The following is a 14,224-nucleotide window of genomic DNA, read 5'->3' as shown; positions in this document are numbered from 1 at the left end:
TAAATGGCTAAATTTATAATTAATAATTGTTTAAGTGAAATTTAAAAATTTGAGGTTATTACATATTTGCATGGGAGTAGTAATTGTTGGGTATGTGAGGACCCCCATTGGCAAGTTCGGAGGCGCATTGAAAGATGTAAAGACGCCCCATTTAGCCGCCTTTACCATTAAGAAGGTGCTTGAACGCGCCGGAGTGGACGGGAAGGTCGTGGAGGAGGTGGTTTTCGGCTCCACGTTGCAGGGCGGGATGGGGCAGAATCTAGCCCGCTACGCGGCGTTGCTGGCGGGCCTCCCTGTGGAGGTCAGCGCCTATACTGTGAACAGGGTGTGCTCCTCAGGTATGCAGGCCATCGTCGAGGCGTATAGAGAGATCGCAATGGGAGACGCCTCTGTGGTTGTAGCCGGCGGGGCTGAGTCCATGTCAACCGCGCCTATCTGTCTGCCTGACAGCGCGCGTTGGGGGATGAAGCACTTAATTGGGAAGAGGGAGGACTTCAGAGATTTGATGGTGTACGACGGGCTCACCGACCCGATCACCGGCATGTTGATGGGTGAGGAGACTGAGCTGGTGGCGCGGGAGCACAAGTTGACGAGGGAGGAGCTTGACTGGATTGCCTACGAAAGCCACATGAGGGCGTGGAGGGCCACTGAGAACAAGTGGTTCGACGACGTGGAGCCCGTGCTGGGCGAGTGGGGCGGCGTCAAGCTGGATAGAGACGAGGGGATCAGGCCCGACACCACGCTGGAGAAGCTGGCTAAGCTCAGGCCCGCCTTCAAAGCCGACGGCGTCTTGACAGCGGGCAACTCCAGCCAGCTGTCGGACGGCGCGGCGGCGCTTTTGCTGATGTCGGAGGAGAAGGCGAAGGAGCTGGGGGTGAGGCCCATCGCCCGCGTCCTGGGCTACAGCTGGCATATGGTGGAGCCGTGGCGCTTCACCGAGGCCCCCATCTACGCGACACAGAAGCTCTTGAAGAAGCTGGGGGTGGGGCTAGACTACTTTGACTACTTTGAATTTAACGAAGCGTTTGCAGTTGTCAACGCCCTGGTAAATAGGGTGCTCGGCGTCCCCTACGACAAGATGAACGTCTTCGGGGGGGCCATCGCGCTGGGGCACCCCCTGGGGGCCTCCGGCGCGAGGATCGTGACGACGCTCATATCTGTGCTGAGGCAGAGGGGCGGCCGTAGAGGCTTGGCGGCGCTCTGCCACGGCACGGGTGGGGGGACTGCCCTAGCCATAGAGCTGGTGTAGATCACCCGGAGGCTTGGCGGCGGTTTTCGTAAGTGTTTAATAAAGCAAGTTATTTCTGGCTTAATGAAAAACGTCGTGGAGGCTCTTGACTACGACAAGGCGCGGCAGTTAATTATCTCTTTTATTAGGGAGTATGTGGAGAGGGCAGGGGCGCGGGGGGTCGTGGTGGGGCTCAGCGGTGGGGTGGACTCGACGGTGGCCGCGGCGCTGGCGGTCGAGGCGCTTGGGAGCGGGCGGGTGCTCGGCTTAATTATGCCCTCGGCGTTTACGCCGAAGGAGGATGTGGACGACGCGGTTAAGGTGGGGGAAAGGCTTGGAATCGCCACGCGCCTCATCGACATCCAGCCTGTAGCCGACGCCTTTGCCAAGGCGATTCCCGACTTCGCCCCGGGGGAGAGGCTAGCCTTTGGGAACCTCCTGCCGAGGATTAGAATGGCCATGCTCTACTACTACGCAAATAAGGGTAACCTGCTGGTGCTGGGCACCAGCGATAGGAGCGAGCTGTTGCTGGGGTACTTCACGAAGTACGGCGACGGAGGCTCGGACCTCATCCCCATAGGGTCTATGTACAAGTTGCAGGTCCGCGAGTTGGCGCGCCGGCTTGGCTTCGGCTGGATTGCCCAGAAGGCCAGTAGCCCCCGCCTGTGGCACGGACACACGGCGGAGGGGGAGCTGGGGGCACCTTACGAAGTTATTGACGAGGTTCTCTACGCAGTTTTCGACTTAAAGACGCCGCTGGAGGAGGTTAGGAGGCGCTTCGGCGAGGTGGCCGACATGGTGGTCACCCGGGTGCGGAGAAATTTACATAAGCTCCAGCCGCCGCCGGCCCCCGACCTCTCCCCGGCGAGGAGAGATGTTTAAGAGGCGTAGGGGGATCTTCAAAGGCGTCGTGCTGTATCTCTTAAGGTCGAGACCCCTCAGCGGCTACGAGATGCTAAAGGAGTTGAGCAGGCTGAGCTCGGGGAGGTACGCGCCTTCCCCCGGGACTCTCTACCCTCTCCTATCGTACCTGGAAGCTGAGGGGCTTATCGAGGCGCGGGAGACCTACGTTGGTAGGCGGAGGAAGAAGATCTACGCCATCACAGAGCAGGGGCTGGAATATTTAGAGAAGCTGATGGAGGACGACGAGTTTAGGGAGCTGGTGAAGGCTCTTGAGGGCGGCGGGGAGGGGGGAAACCTGCTGGTGGCTATTAGAGATGAGCTTGTGTACATAGATGAGGTTATTGACGAGGTTGAGGGGGACGACGCCGAGGTGCTTAGAGAGGTGCTTATACTGCTGAGGCGCCTTGAGGAGAAAATATCGGCGCGTCTCCGGCGTCTGGAGTCAAGATGACTGCTCGCCAGTGTACTTCTGGGCTATTTTGACGCCGTGGATGTGGTAGATGTGGAGGGCGGCGTCTCGCAGAGAGAAGAATTTTTTGCCGCAGCGCCTACAGACTATGTGGGGGACGTCCCACTGGTCTACCTCAGCCGCGAGGTGGCTGGCGAGCTCCTGGGGGATCTCCACGTCGTAGATGCTAGCTGGGGTTTATTTTTGTTATGATTGCTGGGGTTGACGAGGCGGGTAGGGGGCCGGTGGTGGGTCCTCTGGTCATCGCCGTGGTGGCGGGGGATGGGGAGGCGCTCCGCCGTCTGGGGGTGAGGGATTCTAAGAAGCTGACGCCGGGGGCTAGGGAGGTGCTGTACCGGGAGGTGCTGAGGGTTTCCGAGTGTGTGAATTATGTCGTGGTGGAGCCCTACGAGGTTGATAGATACGCCTCTAGGGGGTTGCTGAACGCGCTTGAGCTGGACTACACGGCGAGGTTAATAGAGCTGTGCCCCGCCGACGTCTACTACGTGGATTCGCCGGATGTGGACGCAGATAGGTACGGGAGCGGGCTCTCGTTCCTCACCGGCAGGCGGGTGGTGGCTCTGCACAAGGGGGAGAAAGTGCCGCAGGTGGCGGCTGCCAGCATTGTTGCTAAGGTGGTGCGGGATCGCCTGCTGGAGGTTGTGAAGAGGGAGGTGGGGGACTTCGGCAGTGGCTACCCTTCCGACCGCAAGACTGTGGAGTGGTTGCGTGCTGGCCTAGTGCCGCGGGAATGCGTTAGGTGGAGCTGGGGGACGGTTGGTAAATTATTTAAATAGGTCCTGTTTGCCTCGGTTCGTGAGCGTTGTCGATTTGAGTATTTGGGAGCCCAGGACTGAGCTTGGGAGACTTGTGAAGGCGGGGAAGATTAGGACTATTGACGAAATATTTGCCAATAACTACATTATCAAAGAGCCTGAGATCGTGGATATTCTCCTGCCTGGGCTGAAGCAGGAGTTGCTAAATATAAACCTTGTCCAGCGGCAGACACACGCGGGCGAGAGGAACCAGTTCCAAGCGGTTGTGGCGGTTGGCAACGAGGATGGCTACGTGGGGGTTGGCATCGGCAAGGCGAGGCAGGTGAGGCAGGCTATTGAAAAAGCGACAAGAGAGGCTAAGCTCAACCTGGTGCCGGTTAGGCGGGGTTGCGGGTCGTGGAAGTGTTCATGTGACGAGCCGCACAGCGTGCCTTTTGTGGTGAGGGGGAAGGCGGGGAGTGTGGAGGTTACGCTTATACCTGCGCCGAAGGGCGTCGGGCTGGTGGCTGGCGATGTGGCCAAGGCAGTTCTTAGGCTAGCTGGCGTGAGGGATGTGTGGACTAAGACGCGTGGCGACACGCGGACTACTCTCAACTTTGCCATGGCTGTGTACAACGCTCTGAGAAACACCTACTACTTCAGAACATGATGGCGCAACAGAAAGTGGTGTATCCACGCTACGCAGTTATTAGGCTCAGGGGTATTCCCACGACGCCGCTTGACATCGCCTCTACGCTGGATCTGTTGAGACTGAGGAGGAAGTTCACCATGGTGGTAGTGCCGGGCACGCCCGACATAATGGGCATGATACGGAAGGTGAACGACTGGGTTACCTGGGGGGAGATAGACGCGGACACTCTGGCGGAGGTGTTGAGGAAGAGAGGTAGGTTGGTGGGTGAGCGGCCTCTCACTCTTGAGTATCTGCAGAAGTGGGGCTGGCAGTCGTTTGAGGAAGTGGCGCTGGCGTACGTAGCTGGCGAGATTGACCGCCTCACTTGTAGTAAAAAGGTTAGGGTTAAGGAGGGCACGCGGCCGCCGTGCATACCCTACTTGAAGCCGTTCTTTAGGCTACACCCGCCCCGCGGCGGCCTAAACAGCCTGAAGCTACACTTCTCAGTGGGCGGCGACTTGGGTTACCGGGGACCGTTGATAAATGATTTAATTCGCCGGATGTTGTAAATTTAGCTAGGGGCATTGGCTGAGGGCGGTTTTCAGTCTCTCCGCCACCTCTTCTGGAGTTGTGTCTAGTGTGTAGAGGGAGGCGCCGAGCTCTGCGCCAGCGGCGTATTTGAGGCGTCCGTCTGGTCTGTACATGCCGTATATCTCGAAGTGTAGGTGGTAGTGGGGTGTCTCCTGTCTTAGGGGGGCTTGGTGCAGTACTAATATGTAGGGCATTGGCTTGCTTAGGGCGGTCTTGAGTGTGCATAGGGTTTTTCTCAAGGCGTCTGCGAGATCTCTAATTTCGTCTCGTCTGAGGTGGGTGAGGTGGGTGACGTGTCTCTTGGGGTAGATGTGCACCTCGTGGGGCCACCTGGCGTAGTAGGGGACAAAGCTTTTCCAGCTGGCGTTTTGGTAGACGACGCGTTTCTCCTCCCGCGCTGTGATTAGGCAGTGTAGACACGTGCCCCTCCGCCTGTACCACTCCTCCGAGGCCCTTAGCTCCGCCTCGACGCGCGGCGGCACGACTGGGAGGATGTAGATCTGGGAATGTGGGTGGGTTAGCGAGACGCCTATCTCCCTGCCCTTGTTTCGGAAGTAGAGGAAGTACCGGGCGGCGGGGTCCTCCTCCGCCTTTTTCTGAGTTTCGATGAGTAGCTTCAGCACTTTTTCTATCTGCTCTGTGGGGAGGTCGCTGATGTCGTCGACGTCGTGCCGCGGCGTCTCCACCACTACTAGGGATAGGCCGCGGGCTGGCAACGCCTCGTAGAGCTCCTCGCCGCCGGGGGTGGGAGGCTCTCTCGTGACCACCGGGTATTTGTTTGGTAGTAGCAACACGTCCCAGCCGAAACCTGTCTCGGGGGCGCCGGGGCAGAAGGGGCATGTACCCTCTGGTTGCCAGGGGCGGCCGAGTCGGTGTGGGGATACCAGTATGTATTCGCCGGTGAGGGGGTGTTTTCTAATCTCCATATCTCAGCCCTTCATCTATCTCCACGACCCACCACCTCTCGGCGCTGGTTTTCCGGGCTATTGCCTCCGCCGTCTGTCTGTCCCTTGCAAGTGCTATGACCACCCCGCCGAGCCCGGCGCCGGAGAGCTTCGCCCCGTAGGCACCGGCCTCCACCGCCTCTTCAACTAGGCGGTCTAGTCTGGGGTGCGACACGTCGTAGAGCTCTGATAGTAGGCGGTGTTGTAGCGACATCTCCCGCCCCACCCCCTTGAGCACCTCCTCGGCTGGCAGGTCTTTGTTTCTCAGCAGGGCGAGGGCCCTCTCTGTGGATTTCTGCATCTCGATGGTGAACAGCACCCTTTCCCTGAGGGGGCTTGGCAACCTCTCCACAGCGTCTCTCCTGTCCGCGAGGGCGGCCCATGGGAAGTCCCAATAGCCCCCGCTCTTGATGCCTAATTCCGTTTTGAGGATGTCGACGGCGGCTTGTAGCTCGGCTTGGCGTCTGGGGTGTATCTCGGCGGTGCTGTGGCGTATGCCGCTGTCGAGTACGAGAAATACGCCGTGGGGCAGGTCTAGTTGCTCCACTCTAACTGGCGGGGTTGGGTATATGACGGCGACTCTCCCATAGGCCGATCCGTACTGGTCGAGCCTTCCGCATGGGACGCCGAGTATCTCCCTCTCGGCTATGTAGGCAAGCTCGGCTACCTGCGAGGGATCGGCCTCGCGGCGGGTTAGCTTCATCGCCGCGCCTATCAGGGCGACTAGCATGGCGGCGCTACTGGCCATGCCGGCGCCGATGGGGACTTGGGAGCTGACGAAGCCCCTGAACCCCTTGACTGGGACGCCGGCTCTCTCCAGCGCAACCACGGCGGCTTTCACGTAGTCGCAGAAAGCCCTACCTGTGATGTTTATCTGGCTGAATACACATCTCTCGCCGGTATTTAACGACTCGATCTGGTAGTAGTCGCCCTCTTGGAGGGTTACGAATGTCCGCATGTTGACGGCGACTGAAACCACTGGGAGGCCTTTGTAGTCTTGGTGAGTGTTTAGGAAGTCTAGTCTGCCCGGCGCGGATGCTTTAGCTACCAGAGCCACAGCACCAGCAAGGCGGCCACCGCTATTATTGGAAGCCACATGGCCGGATTTGTCCTCATCATTTTGCTACCGTCCAGCGGCGGAATGGGGAGGAGGTTGAATAGGGCGAGCCACGCGTTGATGTAGGCGAAAAACCACCAGAATTGAGACGCAATTGTTTCGAACAGGGCTATCCCCAAGACGGCGAAGGCGATGTTTGAGAGGGGGCCGGCCGCGGAGATGAAGAAGACGTCTCGCCGCTCGTCGCCGCGGCCGTAGAGCCTGAAGGGGGAGATGACCACGGCGCCCGGCGCCGCGAATATGAACCCGAAGAGGAGCGGAAATATCACAGCGAGTGGGAGTAGTGTGTAGTCTGCTTGGTACATGGCGTAGTACCCAAGCCTCCTCGCCACTTGTCTGTGCGCAAGTTCGTGCCCCAGAAATGCGAAGAGCAGGACGAAGGCGGTGTAGGGGAGGAGGTAGATGACTTTTGCCCAGTTTATCCCCCCGGCGATGCCCCTGCCCGACAGCGAGATGGAGAAGCCGAGGGTGAGGACTGCGAGCGACACAGCCATGTCCACCAGCTCCCTCCTCCTGACCTCTCTGTCGAACACGTGGGCTTTTGGTTACTCCTTAAAAAACTATACTAATTCTTTCAAAAGCTCAATAGCCCTGTCCACCAGTTGCTTCTTCACCAGGTAGACGCCCTGTCTGTGGCGCACGGCCACCCCCCTCTCCACGAGGTAGAGCATTAACTTTCTAAGCTCTGCGCCGCACTGCCTATCCACGCCGCATATGCGGCTGGTCCTCACCACCACCACGCCGCCCCTCTCCCTATACTTGGCCTTGTGCAGGTAATAGAGCAGAGCTGATATCTGCCTCGCCTTCACGATATTTCTACTAAGAATTAAAAGCACCTGAGGGCTATGTCTCCATAGTGTTATATACCCATGTTTCTCTGCCCCACATGGAGCTTCTCATAAAGAGGGCGTTGTCTGTGCGGTCGGCCACCACGCCGAGGTGGGGCCCCGGCGGCGTGCTCTACTACCTAAGCGACTACACCGGCGTGATGCAACTATGGCGATTCGACGGCAGTCAACACGACGTAGTAGTCCCGTGGGATGAGAGGGTGGGCGACTTCCGCGTAGCCAGCGACGGCGCCGTGGCGCTGGCCTCTGACAGAGACGGCGACGAGAAGTGGCGTATCTACATTGTAGATGGCGGAGTTTACGAAGTGTCCACCGAAGGCGTTAACAACCTGGGGGCGTGGTCGCCGGATGGTAAAAAGCTCGCCTTCACATCTACCAGAGACAGCTCCACCGACTTCTACCTATACATTTACGACCGCGCCGCCGGGGAGGTCAAGAGAGCGGCTGAGATGCCCGGGATAAACGTCGTGGAGGAGTGGTCAGAAGCCGGCATCTTTATTACACACTACGAAACCAACCTTGACAGCTCTATATACCTATATAGAGATGGAGAGCTCAGAGAGCTGACGAAGCACGGAGGAGAGGCCTTGAACCACTCCCCGAGATACATCGGCAACGGCAAGGTACTATTCCTCACAAACGCCGACTGGGAGTACGTCGGCGTCGCGCAGATGGACTTGGCCACAGGAAGCTGGAAGTACCTAGTTCAGTTAGACCGTGACGTGGAGCACTTCGACGTATGGGGGGCCTACATGCTTTTCGCGGTAAACGAAGAGGGGAGGTCTGGGCTTTATCAAATGCACATGCCATCCGGCCTTACCTACAAGCTTCCGACGCCGCCTGGCGTAGTTACGCATCTAGAATACGGTAGGGGAGTAGCCGCCTTTTCTCTGTCGAGCATAAACCGGGGCCACGAGGTGTACATATTCCAGGGCTCAGTTAGGCAGGTTACAAACTCTCCAAAATTCGGCACGCCGCTGGATAAGCTCCCAGAGCCCAGATCTGTGTGGTACCCCAGCTTCGACGGTAGGAAGATACACGCAAATATATACCTCCCGCCGGGGGAGCCACGCGGCGCCGTTGTCTACCTACACGGCGGTCCGGAAAGCCAGGATCGCCCCGAGTTTAAGCCGCTCGTCGCCGCCCTGCTCTCCGCGGGCTTCACAGTCGCCGCGCCGAACTACCGCGGAAGCACCGGCTTCGGGAAAACCTTCGTCCACCTAGACGACCTAGAAAAGCGGTGGGACGCCATAAGAGACGTAGAGGCCTTCGCCAAGTGGTTAAGGGAGGAGGGCTACCTCCAGAAGAAGCCGTGCGTGCTGGGGGGCTCATACGGCGGCTACTTGACCCTAATGGCCCTGGCAACCGCACCCGACGCGTGGGCATGCGGCGTGGAGATAGTCGGCATATTCAACCTAGTGACATTCTTAGAAAGGACTGCCCCGTGGAGGCGGAGGTATAGAGAGGCCGAGTATGGCTCGTTGGAGAAACATAAAGACCTCCTCCTACAGCTATCCCCCGCCGCTCACGTGGAGAAGATTCAGGCGCCGTTAATGATAATCCACGGGGCAAACGACATACGCGTCCCGGTATACGAGGCGGAGCAACTCGCCCAGAGACTAAGGGAGCTAGGCAGAGAGGTAGAGTTGTTGGTGTTGCCAGACGAGGGCCACGTAATTACAAAAGTGTCAAACCGGGTGAAGGCATACAGCAGAGCCGTGGAGTTCATCGCAAAACACGCCGGGTAGCTCAAAGTTTAAAAAACGGGGAGGTGTGTGAGGCATGTTTACAGTAGCCGGGCCCGTCACTCTGTTAGAGCCCCTCAGCGGCAACACCTCACTCCTAATTAAGATAAACGCGATATACGCCTCCAAGAAGTCTAAATATCAGGAAATCCTCATAGTGGAGACCGAGGACTACGGACCAGCGCTGGTGCTCGACGGCTACATCCAGTCTACATACAAAGACGAGGCGTATTACCACGAGGCGCTGGTACAGCCAGCCATGGCCACCCACCCGTCTCCACAAGACGTCTTGATACTAGGCGGGGGGGAGGGGGCGACGCTCCGCGAGGTGCTTAAACACGGCACAGTCAAGAGGGCGGTTATGGTAGATATCGACGGCGACGTGGTGGAGCTATCCAAGAAATACCTACCATTAATGCATCAGGGAGCCTTTGAGGACCCCCGGGCAGAAGTGAGGATTGAGGACGGTTTTGTATATGTAGAAAACGCCCTGCGTCGGGGCGAGAAATTCGATGTAGTGATCATGGACCTCACCGATCCCTACAGCTCAGACATAGCAAAGCAACTGTACACCCCCGACTTCTTCAACAAGATAAAGAGAATATTGAGAGATGAGGGCGTTGTCGTCACCCAGGCTGGAAACAGCTTCTTCTTCCCAGAGGCATACGACATGGTTCTAAACGCAGTTAGAGAAAACTTCCCCATCGTGGCTGAGTACAACGTGTGGATACCGGCCTTCGGCTACGCGGTGAATTATATAATAGGCTCCCTAGTGCACGACCCCAAGTCCCTCACAGCAGACGAGATAGACAGGAGGCTCTCCCAGAGGGGGGTCAAAACTCTGTTCTACACCGGGAGGACGCACATCGGGCTTATGAACATGCCCGTGTTTAGGAAAATAAACCGTGTCTGAGGTAGAGGCGATTAGAGGGACATACAGCCAGCTACTGAAGGCGAAGAGGGTCGTACTCTTGGTATCCTCCGGCGTCTCTCTCTACAAATCTATCGACGTCGCGCGGCTACTGATCCGCCACGGAGCCGACGTCTACACCTTCATGACTCCAAAAGCCGCGCGGCTGGTATCGCCCCACCTATTTTGGTGGGCCACTGGGAGGAAGCCGGTGGTTAGGCTCACGGGCGCCGCGGAACACGTCGAGATCTGCGCCAAAGCCGACGTCGTTTTAGTAGCGCCAGCCACCGCCAACACCCTAGCCAAGCTGTCCCTCGGCATCGCAGACAACGCCGCATTGACATGCGCCCTAGCCGCGGCGGAGGCGAAAACGGTGGTGGTACCCGCCATGAACCTGGCGATGTGGAACTCCACGCCGGTGAGAGAGGCGGTGGAGAGGCTCGGGAAGAGGGCCGTGGTTGTCCCTCCGCTCGTGGAGGAGGGCAAGGCGAAGTACCCCCCGCCAGAGGAGGTGGTTGAATACGTCATCGACGCGACGGCACCCAGCGACTACACCGGCGTTAGGGTGCTTGTAACCGCCGGACCCACCCACGAACACATAGACGACGTTAAGTACATAACCACGCCGAGCAGCGGCTTGACGGGGTACTACTTCGCCAGGGAGGCGGCGGCCCGCGGGGCAAAAGTCACGCTGGTCCTCGGGCCCTCCTCCATTAAGCCGCCCCCCGGAGTAGATGTGGTGAGAGTCACATCTGTCCTCGAGATGCACCAAGCAGTTGTGGACCGGGCCCGGCAACACGACCTCTTCATCTTCTCCGCCGCCCCCCTAGACTTCTACGTAGAGGAGAAAGCCAGGGGAAAAATCGACAGCTCCCTAACTCACTACCACATCACCCTGAGGCAGGCCCCCAAGGCGGCCCAAGAGGTCAAGAGGCTAAACCCCAACGCGGTAGTCATAGGCTTCAAAGCTGAGCACAACGTCAGCCGGGAGGAGCTTGTGGAGAGAGCCAGGTCTAGGATGGAAAGCGGCGGCTGGGACTTCGCCCTGGCACACGACGTCTCCAAGATGGGCTTCGGCACCTTGAAAGACCACTACATACTCATTGACAAGCGAGGCGGCGTGAGGGAGATAGGCCCCGGACACAAGCGGGAGCTGGCGCGGCTAGTGCTTACCCTGGCCCGCGGCGAGCTGCAACGACTTCACTAACTGAAAGTGCTTATTTTCATCCAGCTCGATAGAGAGTATCAACGCCCGCAGAACCGGATCGCCGACTCTGTAGAGCTCGGCTATGCTCTCCCTCATCGCCCCCTCCTCCGCGGCCAATGCCTCCAGCTCCTCTTCCCCTAAATCGACCTCCTCAGCCTTAAGCCTCCCCGCCAGGTAGTCTAGAATCATAGTCAAGATCTCGGCGTGTCTAAGGCTGTCGGAGGCGATCTGCATAAACAACGCCCTTATGAGGGGGTTGCGCACCTTGTATGAATACGCCATAGCCCTGGTGGCAGTCTCCTGCTCTAGGCGGATCCTAGCCCGAATCAACTCCTCCAGCTGCTCCTTTGGGGACTTCTGCGCCAAAATGTTCGACACCACCTTCGCAAGCTCCGTCAGATCCACAGGCCCCCTAACCCCCCTCCTCGCCGCGTCGAGGAAAGCGGCGGCGTGGCTCTTAATAAGCGCCATTACCCTCTCGTCCTTCGCCAGCTCCTCTACAAGCTCGCCCCCCCGCTTACCTGACAAATACATCGAAACCGCAGCAGGTGTCAAGCCCAGTAGCTTAGCAGTCTCGTTGACACTCAGCCCCCCGCCCACCAGCTCCTTCGCTATCAAAGCTCTCACCGCCGACAAAATCCGCTCTAAAGACACGTACAAACCACCACACCTATTTAAAAACCTCCACACACATTTCACATGAAACTCTCAGGGCTTGGGGGAAGCATTATTTATAAACCTAAGTGGGGGACCACCTTATGTACAGGGTTTACGACCGGAAGATGGAGATTCCGATAAAGATCTCCAAGGGAGCCGACGAGCAGGCCAGGGTAAAAAAGTTGGAGCGGTGGCCCCGCGAGGCGGGCATGACAGTGGTGCTGGATGAGTCTGGGTCAAACTTCAACAAGCTGGTCCAGATATACGCGGCGGACTACGGCCTCGAGCTAGGCGAGAAGAAGTGGGACGTCAAGACGGAGGGGGACTCTATCAAGGCGAGACTCGAGATCCCCCTTCTCAAGGGAGGCGACACGAAGGGCCGCGCCGTCATGGAGGCGCAGATCCCCAAGACCCCCAGCGGCGAGGAGGGAAACAACGTGGTGTATACGGCGGAGGTTCAGTACTACATTGAAATCGATGAACAGGTACTGGCGGAGTCCACCACCAGCGGCGTCGTAGAGTTCACTCTGTAATGCTGAGAGGGGCGGGGATCCTCCTCCACATAACCTCCCTACCCGGGGGCTGCTACGTGGGGGATCTGGGGCCCGAGGCGTATAAATTCGCCGAGGGCCTAGCCGACGCCGGGCAGACCTACTGGCAGACGCTCCCCATCAACCACACCCTGCCCGAGTACGAAAACTCTCCATACAACGCTGTGTCGAGCTTCGCCGGCGACCCCGTCCTCATAAGCCTAGACCTCATGAAGAAAGACGGCCTAGTCGACCAGGCGCCGCAGTGCCCAGCGACTGAGAGGGCGGACTACGTAAAGGCGTGGGAGGTCAAGAGGGCCGTCTTGGAGAAGGCGCTTAAAAAGGCGAGGGCCCTCAGCGACTATAGAAACTTCGTGGACAAGACCCCCTGGCTGGAGGACTACGCATACTACATGGCGATGAGAGAGAGGCACGGCCCGTGGGGCCGCTGGCCGGATGAGGCGCCGCCGCGCCGCCTCGTCGAGCTGTATAAATTCGCCCAGTTCGTCTTCTGGAGCCAGTGGGAGAGACTTAAGCAGTATGTAAACGACCTGGGGATCCTCCTCATCGGCGACCTCCCCTTCTACCCCAGCGTAGACAGCGTAGACGTGTGGAGGTACAGACAGTACTTCAAAGTGGGGGATGACGGCAAGCCTCTTTACGTCGCCGGCGTGCCGCCGGACTACTACTCAGCCACGGGACAACTCTGGGGCAACCCCGTCTACAACTGGGAGGCCCTCGAGCGTGACGGCTACAGATGGTGGGTGGAGCGGCTGAGACACATGCTGGAGGTATTCGACTACGTGAGGCTTGACCACTTCAGGGGGTACCTGGCCTACTGGGAGATTCCCGGGGGAGAGACGACGGCTGCGAGGGGGAGGTGGGCCCCGTCGCCGGGGAAGAGGCTCTTCGACGCCGCCTCGGCGGCGGTGGAGCTGGGAAGGCTCATTGCGGAGGACCTCGGCTACATAACCCCCGACGTGGAGGCGCTGAGAGACGAACTGGGCCTCCCCGGCATGAGGGTGCTTCAATTCGCCTGGGACGGGAACCCGGCAAACCCCCACAAGCCCCACAACCATGTGAAAAACTCCGTGGTGTACACTGGAACCCACGACAACAACACCGCTGTGGGGTGGTATCTCCAAGAGGCAAGCCCCCGGGCCCGGCGGGAGTTCCGGCAGTACAGTAACTGCAGAGAGGCGGTCAACTGGTGCTTCATAAAGCTGGCCTACATGTCCGTCGCAGACGTGGCCGTTGTCCCCATGCAAGACGTGCTGGGGCTGGGCCCCGAGGCGAGGATGAACCGCCCCGGCACAGTTGGAGGCAACTGGCGCTGGAGGATGGCAAAGCAACCGGAGCCACGCCAGTGGAGGAGGCTGAGGAGCCTAGCCCGGCTCTACGGGCGTTGAGTATTTAAAGCCTGCCCCGGGGATTTTGTGTGAAGATGTGTGCCGCCCCTGACTGGTGATGTCATTCCTGTCGGGGCTGAATTTTCTTGACGCTGTCCAGCACCTTCTCAGCCAGCCAAGTCAGCTCTTCGTACTCCTCCCCGCTGAAGTCCTCGTGCCACTTCTCCACAAGCCTTCTGAGCAATTGAAGCGTGAAGTGCAACGCAGGCCAGTAGGGGTGGTGCTCCGCTATGCTGTCCGCGAGGCGCTGTAGCTCCTCCACCCGGCGCAACATGGCGGCTGTCACGTCGGGCTCCACGCC

General features: G+C 58.8%; 18 protein-coding genes. 11 read left to right on the top strand and 7 right to left on the bottom strand.

Annotated elements, in window-relative coordinates:
• Positions 1 to 70: 70 nt before the first annotated feature.
• The 3 genes from P186_RS12120 (at position 71) to P186_RS12110 (ending at position 2,582) form a co-directional block, all read left to right on the top strand.
• Positions 71 to 1,249 (top strand): thiolase family protein, encoded by a 1,179-nt coding sequence (locus tag P186_RS12120; RefSeq protein WP_014289798.1) that lies wholly within the window; start codon positions 71 to 73, stop codon positions 1,247 to 1,249.
• Positions 1,250 to 1,312: 63 nt separating this feature from the next.
• Positions 1,313 to 2,110: an NAD+ synthase gene (locus tag P186_RS12115; RefSeq protein WP_014289797.1), complete on the top strand. Its 798-nt coding sequence runs from the start codon at positions 1,313 to 1,315 to the stop codon at positions 2,108 to 2,110.
• Positions 2,103 to 2,582 (top strand): PadR family transcriptional regulator, encoded by a 480-nt coding sequence (locus P186_RS12110; protein ID WP_014289796.1) that lies wholly within the window; start codon positions 2,103 to 2,105, stop codon positions 2,580 to 2,582. The genes P186_RS12115 and P186_RS12110 overlap by 8 nt, the downstream gene beginning before the upstream one ends.
• On the opposite strand, the gene P186_RS12105 is transcribed toward P186_RS12110, so the two are convergent.
• On the bottom strand, positions 2,574 to 2,756 hold the full coding sequence (locus P186_RS12105; RefSeq protein ID WP_014289795.1) for a hypothetical protein: 183 nt from the start codon (positions 2,754 to 2,756) through the stop codon (positions 2,574 to 2,576). The two genes, P186_RS12110 and P186_RS12105, sit on opposite strands and share 9 nt — an antisense overlap.
• A 32-nt stretch (positions 2,757 to 2,788) precedes the next feature.
• On the opposite strand from P186_RS12105, the gene rnhB reads away from it, so the two are divergent.
• The 3 genes from rnhB to P186_RS12090 are packed head-to-tail and all read left to right on the top strand — an operon-like array spanning position 2,789 to position 4,534.
• Positions 2,789 to 3,376, top strand: a complete 588-nt coding sequence (gene rnhB / locus P186_RS12100) for a ribonuclease HII (RefSeq protein ID WP_014289794.1) — start codon at positions 2,789 to 2,791, stop codon at positions 3,374 to 3,376.
• A 19-nt stretch (positions 3,377 to 3,395) separates the two neighbouring features.
• Positions 3,396 to 4,004, top strand: a complete 609-nt coding sequence (locus tag P186_RS12095) for a 30S ribosomal protein S5 (protein ID WP_014289793.1) — start codon at positions 3,396 to 3,398, stop codon at positions 4,002 to 4,004.
• Complete coding sequence (locus P186_RS12090) at positions 4,001 to 4,534, top strand: 50S ribosomal protein L30 (protein ID WP_014289792.1); 534 nt, start codon at positions 4,001 to 4,003, stop codon at positions 4,532 to 4,534. The genes P186_RS12095 and P186_RS12090 overlap by 4 nt, the downstream gene beginning before the upstream one ends.
• A gap of 6 nt (positions 4,535 to 4,540) precedes the next feature.
• On the opposite strand, the gene galT is transcribed toward P186_RS12090, so the two are convergent.
• The 4 genes from galT to P186_RS12070 all read right to left on the bottom strand — a co-directional run bounded on the left by galT (position 4,541) and on the right by P186_RS12070 (position 7,453).
• On the bottom strand, positions 4,541 to 5,482 hold the full coding sequence (gene galT, locus P186_RS12085; protein WP_014289791.1) for a galactose-1-phosphate uridylyltransferase: 942 nt from the start codon (positions 5,480 to 5,482) through the stop codon (positions 4,541 to 4,543).
• The gene (locus P186_RS12080; protein WP_014289790.1) at positions 5,472 to 6,557 is read right to left on the bottom strand and encodes a GHMP family kinase ATP-binding protein; all 1,086 of its coding nucleotides are present in this window, start codon (positions 6,555 to 6,557) and stop codon (positions 5,472 to 5,474) included. Before P186_RS12080 ends, galT begins: the two co-directional genes overlap by 11 nt.
• A complete protein-coding gene (locus P186_RS12075) occupies positions 6,545 to 7,111 on the bottom strand; it encodes a site-2 protease family protein (protein ID WP_148683238.1) in 567 nt (188 codons plus the stop codon). The genes P186_RS12080 and P186_RS12075 overlap by 13 nt, the downstream gene beginning before the upstream one ends.
• A 66-nt stretch (positions 7,112 to 7,177) precedes the next feature.
• Entirely contained in the window at positions 7,178 to 7,453 is a 276-nt protein-coding gene (locus tag P186_RS12070; protein WP_014289788.1) for a hypothetical protein, read from the bottom strand.
• A 50-nt stretch (positions 7,454 to 7,503) separates the two neighbouring features.
• Between P186_RS12070 and P186_RS12065 the strand changes: the two genes are divergently transcribed.
• The 3 genes from P186_RS12065 to coaBC are packed head-to-tail and all read left to right on the top strand — an operon-like array spanning position 7,504 to position 11,327.
• Entirely contained in the window at positions 7,504 to 9,213 is a 1,710-nt protein-coding gene (locus P186_RS12065; protein WP_148683055.1) for a S9 family peptidase, read from the top strand.
• A 34-nt stretch (positions 9,214 to 9,247) separates the two neighbouring features.
• Entirely contained in the window at positions 9,248 to 10,123 is an 876-nt protein-coding gene (gene speE / locus P186_RS12060; protein ID WP_014289786.1) for a polyamine aminopropyltransferase, read from the top strand.
• Positions 10,116 to 11,327, top strand: coding sequence for a bifunctional phosphopantothenoylcysteine decarboxylase/phosphopantothenate--cysteine ligase CoaBC (coaBC, locus tag P186_RS12055; protein WP_014289785.1), 1,212 nt, complete (start codon positions 10,116 to 10,118; stop codon positions 11,325 to 11,327). Before speE ends, coaBC begins: the two co-directional genes overlap by 8 nt.
• On the opposite strand, the gene P186_RS12050 is transcribed toward coaBC, so the two are convergent.
• Entirely contained in the window at positions 11,283 to 11,981 is a 699-nt protein-coding gene (locus tag P186_RS12050) for a transcriptional regulator (protein WP_148683054.1), read from the bottom strand. The genes coaBC and P186_RS12050 overlap by 45 nt on opposite strands.
• Positions 11,982 to 12,085: 104 nt before the next feature.
• Here P186_RS12050 and P186_RS12045 point away from each other — a divergent pair, with 104 nt between their 5' ends.
• Both P186_RS12045 and malQ read left to right on the top strand, forming a co-directional pair.
• Entirely contained in the window at positions 12,086 to 12,517 is a 432-nt protein-coding gene (locus P186_RS12045) for a hypothetical protein (RefSeq protein WP_014289783.1), read from the top strand.
• Entirely contained in the window at positions 12,517 to 13,923 is a 1,407-nt protein-coding gene (gene malQ, locus P186_RS12040) for a 4-alpha-glucanotransferase (protein WP_014289782.1), read from the top strand. Before P186_RS12045 ends, malQ begins: the two co-directional genes overlap by 1 nt.
• A 61-nt stretch (positions 13,924 to 13,984) precedes the next feature.
• Here the strand turns inward: malQ and P186_RS12035 are convergent, their stop codons facing one another.
• On the bottom strand, positions 13,985 to 14,221 hold the full coding sequence (locus P186_RS12035) for a hypothetical protein (RefSeq protein ID WP_014289781.1): 237 nt from the start codon (positions 14,219 to 14,221) through the stop codon (positions 13,985 to 13,987).
• Between the last annotated feature and the right edge of the window lie 3 nt (positions 14,222 to 14,224).

The organism is Pyrobaculum ferrireducens (assembly GCF_000234805.1).
GTDB lineage: Archaea > Thermoproteota > Thermoprotei > Thermoproteales > Thermoproteaceae > Pyrobaculum > Pyrobaculum ferrireducens.
This window is presented reverse-complemented; position numbering and strand designations above follow the sequence as displayed.